Source organism: Paraburkholderia sp. SARCC-3016 (assembly GCF_031119615.1).
Classification (GTDB): domain Bacteria; phylum Pseudomonadota; class Gammaproteobacteria; order Burkholderiales; family Burkholderiaceae; genus Paraburkholderia.
Genome location: NZ_JAVHZD010000038.1, coordinates 17,002 through 33,373, shown reverse-complemented (window position 1 = coordinate 33,373; position 16,372 = coordinate 17,002). Strand labels below are relative to the sequence as shown.

Sequence of the window (16,372 nt, the reverse complement as noted above, 5' to 3'; positions counted from 1 at the left end):
GCCCCGATCGTTTTTGTGGCGCGGCGTGGTTCGCTCCGTCCTGGCGTATGCGTGGCGTCTGTTTGCTGCTTTGCACCCGGCATGTCACCATGAGCGATTGACGTTTGCATGGTGGCGTCGACTGTCCGATTGACGAGCCCCTTCAAGCATGAACCGACCTGATCCCGACGAGTTGCTCGGCAAACTGCAGCGCGAAGAAGAACGACGCCAGCGCGGCAAGCTGAAGGTATTCTTCGGCGCGTCCGCCGGCGTCGGCAAGACCTATGCGATGTTGCAGGCCGCGCGGCGGCGCAGGGAAGAAGGCGTCGATGTCGTGGTCGGCATTGCCGAAACGCATGGCCGCTCCGAAACGGCCGCGCTGCTCGACGGACTCGACGTGTTGCCGCTTGCGCGCATCGCGTATCGCGGACGGCAACTCGCCGAATTCGATCTCGACGCGGCTCTCGAACGCAAGCCGCAACTGATTCTCGTCGACGAACTCGCGCATTCGAACGTGACCGGCGCGCGGCATGCGAAGCGCTGGCAGGACGTCTACGAGCTGCTCGACGCGGGCATCGACGTCTATACGACGGTCAATGTCCAGCACCTTGAAAGCCTCAACGACGTGGTCGGACAGATCACCGGCATTCGCGTCTGGGAGACCGTGCCCGATCGCGTGTTCGACCGCGCCGACGAAGTGACGCTTGTCGATCTGCCCGCCGAAGAACTGCTCGACCGGATGCGCGACGGCAAGGTCTATCTGCCGCAGCAGGCCGAGCGCGCGGTGCGCAACTTCTTTCGCAAGGGCAATCTGATTGCGCTACGCGAGCTGGCGCTGCGGCGCACGGCCGATCGTGTCGATGCGCAGATGCGCGAGTACCGTGCGGACCGCTCGATCCAGCCGATCTGGCAGGCGCGCGAGCGGCTGCTCGTCTGCGTGGGCCCGGGGCCCGAGGCGCCGATGCTGGTGCGCGCGGCCGCGCGTCTCGCGGCTGCGCTGAAGGCCGACTGGATCGCCGTGTACGTCGAAACGCCGAAGCTGCAGCGGCTCTCCGACGAACGCCGCGAACGCACGCTCAATGCGCTGCGGCTCGCGGCCGAACTCGGCGCGGAAACCGCGACGCTCGCGGGCGCCGACGCGATCGGCACGCTCGTCGGCTATGCGCGCGTGCGCAATGTATCGAAGCTCGTGGCGGGCGGCTCGTCGCGCAGCGGCTTGCGGCGCTGGCTGCAGCGGCCGTTCGCCGAACGCCTCGCCGAGCGCGCCGACGATCTCGACCTGACGCTGATCCGCGCGATGACCGAACGCGGCAACGCACGCGATCGCGGACAGGACGCCGACGCGAGCGCATGGCGCGAGGCGTTGCGCACCGCGCGCGAACGGCGCTCGCCGCGCAGCGCCTATGCGTGGGCCGCGGCGATCTGCGCGGCGATCACGTGCATCGCGAGCCTGCTGATCGGGCATATCGATCTCGCGAACCTCGTCATGCTGTACCTGCTCGGCGTGATTTTCGCCGCGGTCCGGCTCGGGCGCGGGCCGGGCGTGGTGCTGTCGTTTCTGAGCGTCGCCGCGTTCGACTTCTTCTTCGTGCCGCCGCGCATGTCGTTGTCGGTAACCGACACGCAATACCTGCTGACTTTCTTCGGCATGCTGCTCACGTCGCTCGTGATCAGCCATCTGACGTCGAGCCTGCGCCGCGAGGCGAGCGTCGCGCAGCGGCGCGAACAGCGCACGGGCGCGATGTACGCGATGGCGCGCGAACTCGCGGCGGCGCTGACGACCGAGCAGATCATCGGCATCGGCAGCCGCCACGTGAGCGAGGTGTTCCGCGCGCGTGTCGCGATCTTGCTGCCGGACAGCGCGGACCGGGTCCGCCAGAAGGTCGACGACCCGGACCAGCAGATCATGCTGGACGGCGCGGCGCTCGATATCGACGTCGGCCAGTGGGTGTACGACCAGCAGAAGCCGGCCGGACACGGCACCGATACGCTGCCGGCCGCGCTTGCGCTCTATCTGCCGCTGAAAGCGCCGATGCGCACGCGCGGCGTGCTCGCGGTGAAGATGCAGGACGAACGCGAGCTCGACGTGCCCGAGCAGCAGCGCATGCTCGAGGCCTTTGGCGCGCAGATCGCGCTCGCGCTCGAGCGCGTGCATTACGTTGAAATCGCGCGCGATGCGCTCGTCAACATGGAATCGGAGCGGCTGCGCAACTCGCTGCTGTCGGCGATCTCGCACGATTTGCGCACGCCGCTCACGACGATCGTCGGCTTTTCGTCGATGCTCGCGCAGGCGCGCGCCGCGCAGAATGCGGCCGAAGGCGCCGCCGCGCAGGCGACATCCGAAGACGCACTCGAAGAAGCGACGCACGCGCAGGCGCAGGCGATCGACGACCTCGTCGATGCGATCCATGAAGAGTCGATGCGCATGGCCGGCATCGTGACGAATCTGCTCGATATGGCGCGGCTGCAGGCGGGCGGGCTGCAATTGAACCGGCAATGGTCGCTGCTCGAGGAGACGGTCGGCGCGGCGCTGCGCACATGCCGGCGCGTGCTCGAGCGGCATCCGGTGCAGGTCCGGCTGCCCGCCGATCTGCCGCTGCTGCAGCTCGACGCGGTGCTGATGGAGCGGCTGTTTGCGAATCTCTTCGAAAACGCGGCGAAGTACACGCCGGCCGATACGCCTCTCGTGATAGGCGCGCAGCAGATCGAGCAGGACGGCAAGCCGTTCGTGCGCGTCACGATCGACGATTCCGGGCCGGGCCTGCCGAGCGGCATGGAGTCGCGTATCTTCGAAAAATTCACGCGCGGCGAGAAGGAGTCGGCGAAGCCCGGCATCGGCCTCGGGCTCGCGATCTGCCGTGCGATCGTCGACGCGCATGACGGGAAGATCGGTGCAGCCAATCGGGTTGCGCCGGACGGGCATATCGAAGGCGCGCGCTTCTGGTTCACGCTGCCGGTCGAGACCCCGCCGCCGGTGCCGGAGGCGCTCGAAGACGAGTCCGAAGAAGAAAGCGGCGCCCGTGATGACGGCCGCGCGGCCGAGGACGGCGACGTGCCGCGTGGCGAACCGTCGGGCCGCGAGCCGCCGGATGGCGGCCGCTCGCCCGCTGCGACGGCGACGACAGCGGCGACGACAACGGCGACGACAACGACGACGACAACGACAACATTAGCGAAACCTGGCCATGAGTGACCCGAGTATCACGGTCGTACTGATCGAAGACGAAAAACAGATTCGCCGCTTCGTGCGCGCGTCGCTGGAAGGCGAGGGCATCGTCGTGCACGACGCGCAGACCGGCAAGCAGGGGCTTGTCGAAGCGGCGACGCGCAAGCCCGACCTCGTGATCGTCGACCTCGGCCTGCCCGATACCGACGGCCTCGATGTGATCCGCGAGTTGCGCGGCTGGAGCGATCTGCCGGTGATCGTGCTGTCCGCGCGCACGCAGGAAAGCGAGAAGGTGGCCGCGCTCGACGCGGGCGCCGACGACTATCTGACCAAGCCGTTCGGCGTCTCGGAACTGCTCGCGCGGATTCGCGCGCACCTGCGCCGGCGCAATCATGCGGGCGCGAGCGACTCGCCTCAGGCGCATTTCGGCGCGGTGACGGTCGACCTCGCGCTGCGCCAGGTGTGGCGCGACGGCGAACTCGTGCATCTGACGCCTATCGAGTACCGGCTGCTCGCGACGCTCGTGCGCCATGCGGGCCGCGTGCTTACGCACCGGCAGCTGCTGCGCGACGTCTGGGGGCCGTCGCACGTCGAAAGCCACCACTATCTGCGCATTTACATGGCGCACCTGCGGCAGAAGCTCGAGCGCGACCCGGCGCAGCCCGAGCATATCCTGACCGAAACCGGCGTCGGGTATCGGCTGGTCGGCGTGGCTTGAGGCCGGCGTGCGGCGCACTATATCGATTGGCAGATGTGAACGGGTTTCATCAGATGCCGTTTGATATAATTACGATGTCGTAAGGACGGCCTTACGCGTTCGGAATCAACGGGGACGACCCCAGTTACCGTGTGGGAGCGTCCTGATGTCGTGGTTTCTTCTGTTTATTGCGGGCCTGCTCGAAGTTGCCTGGGCGGCCGGCCTCAAATCTTCCGATGGCTTCACGCGGTTGTGGCCGTCGGTGTTCACCGTCGTCACCGCGCTCGGCAGCTTCGTGCTGCTCGCGCTCGCGATGCGCCAGTTGCCGCTTGGCACCGCGTACGCCGTGTGGACCGGCATCGGCGCGGTCGGCGCGTTCGTGTTCGGCATCGTGATGATGGGCGAGGCGGTAACGCTACCGCGTATCGCCAGCGCGCTGTTAATCGTCGTCGGGTTGATCGGGCTCAAGCTGTCTTCAGGTCATTGAGCGATCATTTAGCGGTCTGCAAGCGACCGCTGAGCGTCGACGAGGCGCTCAGCGATTACGGATCGAGCACGCCACGCGGGCAACCCGGTTGCCCGCGCAACTAATCCGGTTCGGCCCTGCTGGCACCGCAAGAGCGTGAATCTGCCGCGCATCGTCCGCTTTTCGCCACAGCAGTTCTGCCTTTCAATCGGCGGATTCCGAAACGACGTGGCTATAATGAACCCAATTCCAACCTGAACTCGTACCGTGCGGCATGGCGCTGCGCGGACTCGGCGGCAATGGCTGGGCGGAGCGCACGGGCGTGCTTCGCACCGCAGGCCGCGAGGAGCACGAGGCGTGCACCGTGCGCGTCTCTGGAGGCGCGCCATGCTTGAACCCCTTTCGCTTGCAGCGGGCCTGTCATGGGGCAGCGGACTGCGCCTCTATCTGACCGTGCTGATCGCGGGCCTGCTCGCGCGCTTCGGCGTGATCCATCTTCCCGACACGCTCTCCGCGCTCAGTTCGTCATGGGTGATCGGCGTCGCCGCGGCGCTGACGGTTGCCGAATTCCTCGCCGACAAGGTTCCCGCGTTCGATTCGCTGTGGGATGCCATCCATACGTTTATCCGCATTCCGGCCGGCGCCGTGCTCGCGGCCGGTGCGCTCGGCCATGCCGATCCGGCGTTGCTGACGGTGGCCGCGCTCGCGGGCGGCACGCTCGCCGGCACCGCGCATCTGACGAAGGCCGGTACGCGCGCACTGATCAATCTGTCGCCTGAGCCGGTGTCGAACGTCGTCACGTCGACGGCCGAGGAAGGCATGGTGTTCGGCGGCCTGCTGCTCGCGCTGTTCGCGCCGGTCGTCTTCCTCGTGCTGCTGGTCGGTTTTCTCGTCGTCGTGAGCTGGGTGCTGCCGCGGCTGTGGCGCGGCGTGCAGGGCGGCTTCCGCGGCATGGCGACGCATATGGTGTCGCGTCTAGCGCGGAGCCGGCACGATTGAGCGCGCCGGCCCGTGAAGCAGGAACACACGTAGCGCAGCGCTCGCTGCCCGTGCCGCGCCGGCGCGTCGCGACCGGCGACCTGTTGCGCCAGGCGGCGCTGATGACGGCGCGCGACTGGCGCGCCGGCGAACTGACGATGCTGCTGCTCGCACTCGTGCTCGCGGTGGCTGCACTGACGAGCGTCGGCTTTCTCGCCGACCGGCTGCATCAGGGGCTCGAACGCGATGCGCGTCGGATGATCGCCGCCGACTTTGTCGTGCGCGCCGATCACCCGGTCAATTCGCAATTCGCGCAAGAGGCGAAGTCGCTCGGTCTGGAGACCGCGACTACGGCGATTTTCCCGAGCATGGTCAACTCGACTGCCGCGAATCCGATGTCGCGGCTTGCCGCGATCAAGGCGGTGTCGCCCGGCTATCCGTTGCGCGGCGCGCTGCGCATCGCACCGAAGCCCGGGGCGCCCGACGATGCGGCCCGCTCGATTCCGCCGCCCGGCACGGTCTGGGTCGACGAGCAACTGCTCGATGCGCTGAAGGTTCAGGTCGGCGACAGGGTGAAAGTCGGCGGTCGCGACTTCAGGATCGGCGCGGTGATCACGAAGGAGCTCGATCGCGGCTTCGCCTTCGTCAATTTCTCGCCGCGGCTCATGATGAACGATGCCGACGTGGCGTCGACCGGGCTCATTACCTACGGCAGCCGCGTCACGTACCGGCTGCTCGTCGCGGGCAGCGACGCGTCGGTCGAGACCTATGCGAAATGGGCGCACGAACACGTCGACGGCGGCAAGATGCGCGGCGTCGCGCTCGAATCGCTGCAGGACGGTCAGCCGCAGGTGCGCCAGACGCTCGATCGCGCGCGCCACTTCCTCACGCTCGTGTCGCTGCTGACCGCGTTGCTCGCGGCGGTTGCGATCGCGATGGCCGCGCATCGCTACATGCGCCGGCACCTCGACAGTTGCGCGGCGATGCGCTGCCTCGGCGTCAGCCAGCGCACGCTGCGCGCGCTCTTCACGATCGAGTTCGTCGGGCTCGGCGTCATCGGCGGACTCGTCGGCGTCGCGCTCGGCTTTGTCGGGCACTTCGTGCTGCTGCGCTGGCTCGGCAGCCTGATCGGCGTCGTGCTGCCGTATCCGGGCGCGTGGCCGGCCTTCGAAGGCATTGCGGCGGCGCTCGTGCTGCTGCTCGGTTTCGCGCTGCCGCCACTGTTGCCGTTGACGCGCGTGCCGCCGGTGCGCGTGCTGCGCCGCGAGTGGGGCGAAGCGGGCCGGACCGCCTGGGCCGCGTATGCGCTAGGCGTCGTGCTGTTCGCGGCGCTGCTCGTGCTCGCGGCCGGTGAACTGAAGCTCGGCGCGATCGTCGCGGGCGGATTTGCGGGCGGCCTGCTCGTGTTCGTCGGCGTTGCGCGCGTGGCGCTGTGGGGCGCGGCGCGCGTCGTGCGCAGCGAGCGTTTCGCGGTCGGCATCGGCTGGCGCTATGCGCTCGCGTCGCTCGAGCGGCGCGCCAATGCGAGCGCGCTGCAGATCACCGCGCTCGCGATCGGCCTGATGTGCCTGCTGCTGATCGCGATGACGCGCGACGATCTCGTCGCGGGATGGCGCAAATCGACGCCGCCCGACGCGCCGAACGAATTCATCATCGATATCCAGCCCGATCAGCGCGAGCCGGTCACGCAGTACCTTGCGCAGCACGGTTTCGCCAAGGTCGACCTGGCGCCGATGGTGCGCGGCCGGCTCACCGCGATCAACGGCGAGCCCGTGAATCCCGACGCTTACAAAAGCGAGGATGCACGGCGCCTCGTCGACCGCGAGTTCAACCTGTCGTACACGACGCAGCTGCCCGACGACAACCGGATCGAGGCCGGCCAGTGGTACGGCGCTACGGACAAACCGCAAATCTCGATCGAGCAGGGGCTCGCGAAGCTGATCGGCGTCAAGCCCGGCGACACGCTGCGCTTCGACGTGACGGGTCTGTCGATCGAGGCGCCGGTCACGAGTACGCGCAAGCTCGACTGGGGCTCGTTCAAGGTGAACTTCTTCGTGCTGATGCCGCCGGCCGCGCTGAAGGATTTCCCCGCGACGTTCATCACGAGCTTTCATGTGCCGCCCGAGCGGCGTTCGGCCATCGATGGTCTGATCGCTGCCTATCCGAACCTGACCGCGATCGACACCGGCCCGATTCTCGCGCAGGTGCAGACGGTGATGGAGCAGGTCATCGATGCGGTGCAGTTCCTGTTCCTGTTTACGCTCGTCGCGGGCGTACTCGTGCTGTACGCGGCGCTGGCGGGCACGCGCGACGAACGCATGCGAGAATCGGCGCTGCTGCGCGCGCTCGGCGCGTCGCACCGGCAGGTACGCGCGGTGCAGATCGCCGAATTTGTCGCTGTGGGCGCGCTGTCCGGCCTGATGGCCGCGCTTGGCGCGCAGGTGGTCGGTTCGCTGCTCGCCACGCGCGTATTCGACTTCTATCTCGAGTTCGATCCGTGGGTGCTGCCGGCCGGTATCGCCGCTGGAATCGCGTGCGCGGGGCTCGGCGGCTGGCTGAGCTTGCGGCATGTGCTGATGCGGCCGGCGCTTCAATCGCTGCGCGACGCGTGAAGCGCGGCGCACTTCTTTGTTTGCAATGACCTGGCTTTTCCCGTATGACCGACTCCAACGACACGACGATCGCCCAACCGACGGCGTTCGAACTCGTGGGCGGCGAGGCGCGCGTGCGCGAACTCGTCGACCGCTTTTACGACCTGATGGACCTCGAGCCCGATTTTGCAGGCATCCGCGCGCTGCATCCGCCGACGCTCGAAGGCTCGCGCGACAAGTTCTTCTGGTTCCTGTGCGGCTGGCTCGGCGGCCCGAGCCACTATGAGGACCGCTTCGGCCATCCGCGGCTGCGCGCGCGGCATCTGCCGTTCGCGATCGCGTCGAGCGAGCGCGATCAGTGGCTGCGCTGCATGGCGTGGGCGATGCAGGACGTCGGTTTGTCCGACACGCTGCGCGAACGGCTGCTGCATTCGTTCTTCGACACGGCGGACTGGATGCGTAACCGCCCTGGCTGAGCACATGTGTTCTACCCTCGACGGTAGAGCCGAGTCGGGCCTGAGGCACGCGCGATGCCGCCGGCGGCACATGCTTCGGGCACCGGACATTACGCACGAACCGAATCACGAAACCAAGGAGATTCGCCCATGGCGACGCGTGCACTTTTTCGCGAAGACGCATATCTGACGGGCTGCGAGGCGACGATCACGGCCGTCGACGAGCACGGCATCCATCTCGACCAGACTGTGTTCTATCCGCTTGGCGGCGGTCAGGCCGGCGATGCCGGCGCGCTCGTGCTCGCGGACGGCACGCGCATCGAGATCGCCGACACGCGCAAGGCGAAGTTCGAAGGCGCGACGCCCGACGACGCGGTGCACGTGCCGGCGCCGGGTCAGCAAGCACTGCTTGCCCGCCTCGCCGCGGGCGAGCGCGTACGCGCCGAAATCGACTGGGCGCGCCGTTACCGTCATATGCGGCTGCACACGGCGAGCCATCTGATGTGCGCGGTGCTGCCTTATGCGGTCGACGGCTGCAGCATCACGACCGACTACGCACGGCTCGACTTCGCGACGGTCGAGCCGATCGAGCGCGAGCATGTCGAAGCGCGGCTTGCCGAACTCGTCGGCGGCGCGCATGACGTCGCGACCGAATGGATCACCGACGACGAAATGGCCACGCGGCCCGAGCTCGTGCGCACGATGAGCGTAAAGCCGCCGATGGGGCTCGGCCGCGTGCGTCTGTTGCGTATCGAAGGCGTCGATCTGCAGCCGTGCGGCGGCACGCATGTGCGCAATACGGAAGAAATCGGCGCACTGCGCGTCGCGAAGCTCGAAAAGAAGAGTGCGCGCACGCGCCGGCTCGTGCTGGAACTCGTGTGAGCGAGCGTTCGAACCGCGCGGCGGCGTATTCGCCGCAAGCCGACTATGCGTCGCTCGATGCGCGCTCGCGCGAGGTGCTCGACTGCTGGTTCGGCGTGCCTGCTTCAGGCGAATATGGCACGGACCGCAAGTGCTGGTTCAAACGCAGCGGCGCGTTCGACGCGATGCTGCGCGAGCGTTTCGGATCACTGATCGAAGCGGCGCTCGCGCATGAACTCGACGCATGGCTTGCGACGCCGCTTGGGTCCGTCGCGCTCGTCATCGTGCTCGACCAGTTCCCGCGCAATTGCTATCGCGGTTCGGCGCGCATGTACGATGGCGATGCGCAGGCCCTGAGCATCGCGCGGCATATGATCGGAGAGGGCAGCGACGTGTTGCTGCCGACGGTCTACCATCGCGCGTTCGCGTATATCCCGTTCGAGCACGACGAAACGATGGAAGGCCAGCGCGAATGCATGCGGCTTTATCGGGAGCTGGAAGCGCAGGGACTCGACCCGTCGTACGCGCAGTCAGCCGTGCGGCACGCAAAGGTCATCGAGCGCTTCGGGCGCTTTCCGCATCGCAATGCGTTGCTGGGCCGTCAATCGACCGAAGAGGAGAGGGCGTTTCTGCGCGAGCGCGGTTCGCGGTTCTAGCGCGGTTCCAGCGCGCTCCGAACGGGTATTTCTAATGGTCGAGCGGTGCAGTGGCAAGGCGGCCGGACGCCCGACGGACGGCGGCCGCGCAAGTCCTCGCAATCACCGCCCGCCCGTCACGTCGATTATCGCGCCGGTCACATACGACGATGCGTCGCTCAACAGCCATACGATCGTCTCCGCCACTTCCTCCGCGCTGCCCGCGCGACCAAGCGGCGTCTGCGCGCCGAGCACCGCTGCGCGATCGGGCCGGCCGCCGCTCGCGTGAATCTCGGTATCGATGAGACCGGGGCGCACCGCGTTCACGCGCACGCCGTGCGGGCCGATTTCCCTTGAAAGACCGATGGTCAGCGTATCGATGGCGGCCTTCGAGCCCGCATAGTCGACATATTCGTTCGCCGCACCGAGCCGCGCGGCCGCGGACGACAGATTGACGATCGCGCCGCCATGGCCGCCGCGGTCCTTCGCCATGCGCCGCACCGCCTCGCGCGCGCACAGATAGGCGCCGTAGACATTAGTGTCGAAGATCCGCTTCATGCGCGCGGCGTCCATATCGGCGAGCGGCATGCCGGGCGCGACGATGCCGGCGTTATTGACGAAGCCGTCGAGCCGTCCGAACACGCGCATGCATTCGTCGAACATCGCGATCACCGCCGGTTCTTCGGCGACATTGCCGGGCAGCAGATGCGCGCGTCCGCCGGCGCTTTCGACGAGTGCCGCCGTTTCGCGCGCTGCCGCTTCGTTACTCGAATAGTTGATGCCCACAGACCAGCCGAGCGCGGCAGCGAGCCGCGCGGTCGCGCGGCCGATGCCGCGGCTCGCTCCGGTGATCAGAACGACTTTGGTCATGGTTGCCTCATCGGTTCAACGAAGGGAATCAAGGCTCGCGCGCACGTGAAGCGCGTCAAACCTTGTCGCGGTGCTGCGACCACTTGTCCTGCGCGAGCGGGCGGTAGTGTTGCAGCTTGCCGAGCAACGCAGCTACCTCGCTGTCGATCTGCAGCGTCTCGAAGTAGGTCTGCTGCATGAAGCCTTCGCGCACCGTGTGCTCGAGCATCGCGATCAGCGGGTCGTAGAAGCCGGCGATATTGAGTACGCCGACGGGCTTACGGTGATAACCGAGCTGCGCCCACGTGTAGACCTCGAACAGCTCTTCGAGCGTACCGGCGCCGCCCGGCAATGCGACGAACGCATCGGAGAGGTCCGCCATCATCTTCTTGCGCTCATGCATATCGGACACGACGTGCAGTTCGGTCAGGCCGTGATGGCCGATTTCCTTGTCGACGAGCAGCTCCGGAATCACGCCGATCGCGCGGCCGCCAGCCGCCATCACCGAGTCGGCGATCATGCCCATCAGGCCGACCTTGCCGCCGCCATATACGAGCGCGAGATTCGCATCGACGAGGGCACGGCCGAACGCGTGCGCCGCTTCTGCATAAATGGGGTTGGCTCCTTTCGCGGAGCCGCAATAGACACATACTGCTTTCATCAAAATGGACTTCCTGCTTCAGGATGCGTGCGATGCGCACTCAAGGTTTGACCGTACTGCGTTCGCGCGCGACTTCCGTGCCCGCTGCGGCAGCAGCGTTGACAGTACCCTTGACCGAAGCGGCAACCGGCGCAGCCGCCGCTGCCGACGGCGCCGCATCGCGCGGCGGCAGGTAGTCGTAGAACTCGCGCTTCGGCAGCTTGCCCGACACGAGATCGTCGAACAGCTGGCGCGAGCGGCCGCGCAGATACGGGGCCATTACCGACACGATCTGCACGCTGACCTGATGCAGGTCCGCGCGGATCGACTCCGGGTCATTGTACTTGCGCGGATTCATGACGAACTGATACGACAGCCAGTACGTGCCGATCACGCCGATGTTGGTCGTGATCACGCGCAGTTCGTCGGGTGTCGCGACCATCTCGCCGTCTTCGACGAGCTGCTCGCAGAACTGGCTCGCGAAACGCACCTTGTGGCTGATGATCTGCTTGAAGTGCATCTCGAGCATGCGGTTGCGCGCGAGCAGATCGTTGAGGTCGCGATACAGAAAGCGATAGCGCCACGTAAATTCCACCATGTACTGCAGATACGACCACATCTCGTCGATCGTCACGCGATGGTCGTCGGGCAGGCGCAGCCGCTTTTCGATCTCCTGCTCGAACTGGCCGAAGATGCTGTTGATGATGTCGTCTTTGTTGCGGAAGTGATAGTACAGATTGCCCGGGCTGATCTCCATCTCTTCGGCGATGGTCGTGGTCGTGACGTTCGGCTCGCCGATCTCGTTGAAGAGCTTCAAAGACAGTTCGAGTATCCGTTCGCGCGTGCGACGGGGAGGTTTGGCTTCCATGTCGTCCTGCCCTCAGATAATGACCGGGCCGACACGAAAAAGCCGCATGCGACTGCGGCGCGTCCGCCCGGTGCAGGTGTAATCGTCTGATCAGCGTTTGCTGAGATCATTTGAAGATTATAAACCGACCGTTCGAATTCCCGACCGGGCGGTCAGGGTTTTACCCGAGACGAACGTGGCGGCGAAGCGACGCATCCGGCAATGCGCCGCGAGACAAGGCAAGTGAACGCACGCGAAGGCAAGCGGCAGCGAACGGCTTCGCGGCGCGCTCGCCGATTTTCAGTGAAACAGCATGCCGATCCACCGCGCGATCAGCGGACCGACGATCAGCGCCCACGTCATCACGCACATGAAGAGCGCAACCATCACGGCCGCGCTGCCAAGATCCTTCGCGCGCCGCGACAGTTCGTGCCGCTCGAGCGAGATGCGGTCGATCGCGGCTTCGACGCTCGAATTCAGCAGTTCGACGATCAGCACGAGCAGCACCGAGCCGAGCAGCAGCACGCGCGAGACCGGATCGACGGGCACGGCGAGACCGCACGGCACGAGAATCGCCGCGAGCGTCAGTTCCTGACGAAACGCGCTTTCCTCGCGAATCGCAACGCGAAAGCCGGCAAGCGAATTCTTCATCGCATGCCATGCACGCGTGAGGCCGCGGTTGCCTTTGTACGGATTGAAAGGCAAGGGCGCGAGCGGATCGTCGGGGCCAAGCGGTTCGTGCGCGTCGGACTCGCGGCGCGTGGACGGCTCGGAATGCATCGCGGGCTTCCTCGGCGTGGTCGGACGCCCAGCATAGCGCATGCGCGCCGGGTCGGCCGCCGCGGTGCGCTCGATGCGCTCGATGCGCGCGCTCTCGTCGAAAGCGTGGGTGGCGGTTCCGTTCTGCGCAGGCTCGCGATGCGCGGCGCGTTCGTCGCGGCCGTGTTCGCGTTCGTGGATGTCGGCGTCGTGGATGTCGGCGTCGTGGATGTCGGCGTCGTGGATGTCGGCGAACGGATCGTCGCCGGCGCTGTGCGCTTCGTCATCGTGCTGCGCGCGTTGCGAAGCGCGCAGCAAATGCGGGTGTCTGGCTCGCATGGAAAGTGACCGGTTGGCTCGCGTGAGCCGCGCGTTACGCGGCGGCGCTTTCTTCGCGCGGATACGCGTTGCGCGGCAGCGGTTTCAGGTGCGCGGCGAATTGCTCGGAGGCCGCTGCCCACGAGAAACGCTCGGCCCATGCGCGCGCGTGGTTGCGGTCGATCTTCAGCGCATCGAGGCACGCTTCGCGCAGGTCCTCGTTCATCGCGCCCGCGCCGCCATCGCCGAGCACGTCGATCGGGCCCGTCACCGGATAGGCGGCGACCGGCGTGCCGCAGGCGAGCGCTTCGAGCAGCACGAGGCCGAACGTGTCGGTGCGGCTCGGGAACACGAATACGTCGGCGGCCGCATAGACTTTCGCGAGTTCGGGCTGCGACAACACGCCGAGATAATTGACTTCGGGATAGCGCGATTTCAGTTCGGCGAGCGCGGGGCCTTCACCGGCGACCCATTTCGAACCGGGCAGATCGATCTTCAGAAACGCCTCGACGTTCTTCTCGACGGCGACGCGCCCGACGTACAGAAAGATCGGCCGCGCGGTATTGAGCACCTTCGAGTCCATCTGATGAAAGATGTCGAGATCGACGCCGCGCGTCCACAGCACGACGTTCGTGAAGCCGAATTTTTCAAGGTCCGATTTCACGACCGGCGTCGGCGCCATCACCGCGAGCGATGCCTTGTGGAACCAGTGCAGGAAGCGATACGTCCACGCGAGCGGAACGCCGAAGCGCGCCTGTACATACTCGGGAAAGCGCGTGTGGTAGGCGGTCGTGAATGGCAGCTTGTGTTTGATCGCATAGGCGCGCGCCGCGAGTCCGAGCGGGCCTTCGGTCGCGATATGCAGCGCGTCGGGCGCGAATTCGTCGATGCGACGGTGCAAATGGCGCTTCGGGAACAGCGACAGGCGAATCTCGGGATAGGTCGGGCACGGAATCGTTTTGAACTCGAGCGGCGTCAGCATTTCAATGCGATGGCCGAGCGCGGTCAGTTCGCGCGTCGTGTTCTTCAGCGTGCGAACCACGCCATTGACCTGCGGCTCCCATGCATCGGTGACGATCATGATCTTCATCGGTGTGGCCCTTGTCGAAAGAAGTGGGACAGACGGGTAAACGAGGGAGCCTGGCTCTCGCGCTGTGTGCCTGCGATGTCTCCCAGGGCAACGGCGCGAGAGCCGTGCTTGCCCGCACTACGCGGTCGCGCGGGCCTTCTGCGCGCTGACCGGCGGCGCGCGCATCACGGTCCAGTAGACGACCTTCAGTTCGCCTTCGTAAGTCTCGACGAGCGCGGAGAGGCTTTCGACCCAGTCGCCGTCGTTGCAGTACAGCACGCCGTCGATATCGCGAATCTCGGCCTTGTGAATATGGCCGCAGACGACGCCGTCGCAGCCGCGGCGGCGTGCTTCGTCGGTCATCACGCGCTCGAACGACGAGATGAAATTCACGGCATTTTTCACCTGATGCTTGAGGTACTGCGACAGCGACCAGTACTGGAAGCCGAGCTTGCTGCGGATGCGGTTGAACCAGCGGTTCAGCACGAGAATCAGCGTGTAGAGCGTGTCGCCGAGATAGGCGAGCCACTTCGCATGCTGGATCACACCGTCGAACAGGTCGCCGTGCACGATCCACAACCGCTGGCCCGCGAGCGTCGTGTGGAACGCTTCGCCGCGCACGTGGATATCGCCGAACGCGAGATCGCAGAACTGGCGCGCGGCTTCGTCGTGATTGCCGGGCACGTAGACCACCTGCGTGCCCTTGCGCGCCTTGCGCAGGATCTTCTGCACGACGTCGTTGTGCGCCTGCGGCCAGTACCAGCCCTTCCTCAACTGCCATCCGTCGATGATGTCGCCGACCAGATACAGGTATTCCGACTCGTTATGCCGGAGAAAATCGAGTAGGTAGGATGCCTGACAACCATTCGATCCAAGGTGAATATCCGAGAGCCAGATGGTCCGGTAGCGATGCACTTCATCGGGATTGTCATCGTGCGGGGCGTCGCTGGAGGAGGGAATGGCGGGAATCGGAGGCAGAGGAATCGCGGCGGCGGAGGGAGCGTTGGGCCCGAAGCCGACGGGGTCGACGCTCGGGCCAGTCTGGCGGAACAGGGAAGTCGCGGACGTTTTGGGGTCCATGGCTCGCGCGTCGAGTTGCAGTACCCGCATTGCACATTTGCGTCATGACGGAGCCGTGACATTCACGAGAATTTCTTTTTACGCAACCCGACGTGTGGTGCGCGCGATACAGCGGCGAGGCTCACCGTTGCGGTCACACGGATGCAATGTGCGCAGTCGCGAAACAAGCCTCGAGGCGGTGCGGCTTGCGGCACTGGCATCCGCTTGCGGACTTGCGTGCGCGTCGTGTGGGTGCCCGAGGCGCCGTGCGCCGCTGCCGCTGCCGGGCGGCACGCGGTGCGTCGCGGCCGGCGTCTCAGCGCGTGACCGAAACGATGCGCGTGCCCGCGAGCCGGTCGTGCGGAAACTGACGATCGGCAAAAAGCCGTGCGACAGCGGCCCACGCGATAAACCAGAGGCCCGCGACGGCGAGCGTGTGCGGCACCGTGAGCTCGAAGAGCGGATGCAGCGCGAGCGGCGGCAGGAACCAGAGCCACGCGAGCACGTAGCGCGCAAGCGCGCGCGGCCACGACAGCGGGGCGCCGTCTTTCGCGCGCACGACGCGCAAGCGCCACGTTTTCATCGGCAGCGTTTGTCCACCGTGCGTCCAGCACCAGACGAAATACACGCCGACGACGATGCCGATCCACGCCGCAAGCCAGTCGCGATGGACGAGCCCGTTGCGCTGCTGCGTGAGCGTGCTGAACAGATAGCCGGCGATAAACACAATGCCGAACAGGATCACGCCTTCGTAGACGAGCGTCGCAAGGCGGCGGCGGATGGTGGGGACCGGTGCGGGCGATGGCGTGTCCGCGCTTGTTTTCGGTTCCGGCGGCGCTTTCGCCGGCGTCTGCCGACTGATCGCCGGTTCCGGTTCAGGCGGCAAGTTGGCCGAAGCAAGCGCGGCGTTCGGAGCTGAAGCGGATTGTTTCATCGAATCGGGTCGGCGCGCACCAGAGGAGGATCGAGGCCAGCATCAGCCGCGAGCATCACGGAAAAGTCC

The 16,372-nt window shown here is 66.2% G+C and carries 14 protein-coding genes and 1 pseudogene; 8 read left to right on the top strand and 7 right to left on the bottom strand.

Annotated elements, in window-relative coordinates:
- Positions 1–148: 148 nt before the first annotated feature.
- The 8 genes from QYH69_RS30160 to QYH69_RS30125 all read left to right on the top strand — a co-directional run bounded on the left by QYH69_RS30160 (position 149) and on the right by QYH69_RS30125 (position 9,849).
- Positions 149–3,172 carry a DUF4118 domain-containing protein gene (locus tag QYH69_RS30160; RefSeq protein ID WP_308835332.1) on the top strand — a complete coding sequence of 1,008 codons (3,024 nt, stop codon included), beginning with the start codon at positions 149–151 and terminating at the stop codon, positions 3,170–3,172.
- Positions 3,165–3,863 (top strand): two-component system response regulator KdpE, encoded by a 699-nt coding sequence (gene kdpE / locus QYH69_RS30155; protein WP_075157628.1) that lies wholly within the window; start codon positions 3,165–3,167, stop codon positions 3,861–3,863. The genes QYH69_RS30160 and kdpE overlap by 8 nt, the downstream gene beginning before the upstream one ends.
- A 145-nt stretch (positions 3,864–4,008) precedes the next feature.
- The gene (sugE, locus tag QYH69_RS30150; RefSeq protein ID WP_075157627.1) at positions 4,009–4,329 is read left to right on the top strand and encodes a quaternary ammonium compound efflux SMR transporter SugE; all 321 of its coding nucleotides are present in this window, start codon (positions 4,009–4,011) and stop codon (positions 4,327–4,329) included.
- Between the two features lie 366 nt (positions 4,330–4,695).
- Complete coding sequence (locus tag QYH69_RS30145; protein WP_308835331.1) at positions 4,696–5,307, top strand: DUF4126 domain-containing protein; 612 nt, start codon at positions 4,696–4,698, stop codon at positions 5,305–5,307.
- Between the two features lie 101 nt (positions 5,308–5,408).
- Positions 5,409–7,898 carry an FtsX-like permease family protein gene (locus QYH69_RS30140; protein WP_308835364.1) on the top strand — a complete coding sequence of 830 codons (2,490 nt, stop codon included), beginning with the start codon at positions 5,409–5,411 and terminating at the stop codon, positions 7,896–7,898.
- Positions 7,899–7,942: 44 nt separating this feature from the next.
- Positions 7,943–8,353, top strand: coding sequence for a group II truncated hemoglobin (locus QYH69_RS30135; RefSeq protein ID WP_308835330.1), 411 nt, complete (start codon positions 7,943–7,945; stop codon positions 8,351–8,353).
- 129 nt (positions 8,354–8,482) lie between these two features.
- Positions 8,483–9,214 carry an alanyl-tRNA editing protein gene (locus QYH69_RS30130; protein WP_308835329.1) on the top strand — a complete coding sequence of 244 codons (732 nt, stop codon included), beginning with the start codon at positions 8,483–8,485 and terminating at the stop codon, positions 9,212–9,214.
- Positions 9,211–9,849, top strand: coding sequence for a DUF924 family protein (locus QYH69_RS30125; protein ID WP_308835328.1), 639 nt, complete (start codon positions 9,211–9,213; stop codon positions 9,847–9,849). The genes QYH69_RS30130 and QYH69_RS30125 overlap by 4 nt, the downstream gene beginning before the upstream one ends.
- Positions 9,850–9,951: 102 nt before the next feature.
- Here QYH69_RS30125 and QYH69_RS30120 read toward each other — a convergent pair whose 3' ends face one another.
- From QYH69_RS30120 to QYH69_RS30090, 7 genes and pseudogenes are all read right to left on the bottom strand, one after another.
- On the bottom strand, positions 9,952–10,698 hold the full coding sequence (locus tag QYH69_RS30120; protein ID WP_308835327.1) for an SDR family oxidoreductase: 747 nt from the start codon (positions 10,696–10,698) through the stop codon (positions 9,952–9,954).
- A 55-nt stretch (positions 10,699–10,753) separates the two neighbouring features.
- Entirely contained in the window at positions 10,754–11,338 is a 585-nt protein-coding gene (locus QYH69_RS30115) for a TIGR00730 family Rossman fold protein (RefSeq protein ID WP_308835326.1), read from the bottom strand.
- 151 nt (positions 11,339–11,489) lie between these two features.
- Positions 11,490–12,185 (bottom strand): annotated as a pseudogene (locus tag QYH69_RS30110) (TetR/AcrR family transcriptional regulator); the annotation flags it as partial.
- 279 nt (positions 12,186–12,464) lie between these two features.
- Positions 12,465–13,262 carry a diacylglycerol kinase gene (locus QYH69_RS30105; protein WP_308835325.1) on the bottom strand — a complete coding sequence of 266 codons (798 nt, stop codon included), beginning with the start codon at positions 13,260–13,262 and terminating at the stop codon, positions 12,465–12,467.
- A 34-nt stretch (positions 13,263–13,296) separates the two neighbouring features.
- On the bottom strand, positions 13,297–14,331 hold the full coding sequence (locus QYH69_RS30100; RefSeq protein ID WP_308835324.1) for a glycosyltransferase family 1 protein: 1,035 nt from the start codon (positions 14,329–14,331) through the stop codon (positions 13,297–13,299).
- Positions 14,332–14,448: 117 nt separating this feature from the next.
- Positions 14,449–15,390 (bottom strand): UDP-2,3-diacylglucosamine diphosphatase, encoded by a 942-nt coding sequence (locus tag QYH69_RS30095; RefSeq protein ID WP_308835323.1) that lies wholly within the window; start codon positions 15,388–15,390, stop codon positions 14,449–14,451.
- Between the two features lie 295 nt (positions 15,391–15,685).
- Positions 15,686–16,303, bottom strand: a complete 618-nt coding sequence (locus tag QYH69_RS30090) for an RDD family protein (RefSeq protein ID WP_308835322.1) — start codon at positions 16,301–16,303, stop codon at positions 15,686–15,688.
- Positions 16,304–16,372 lie beyond the last annotated feature (69 nt).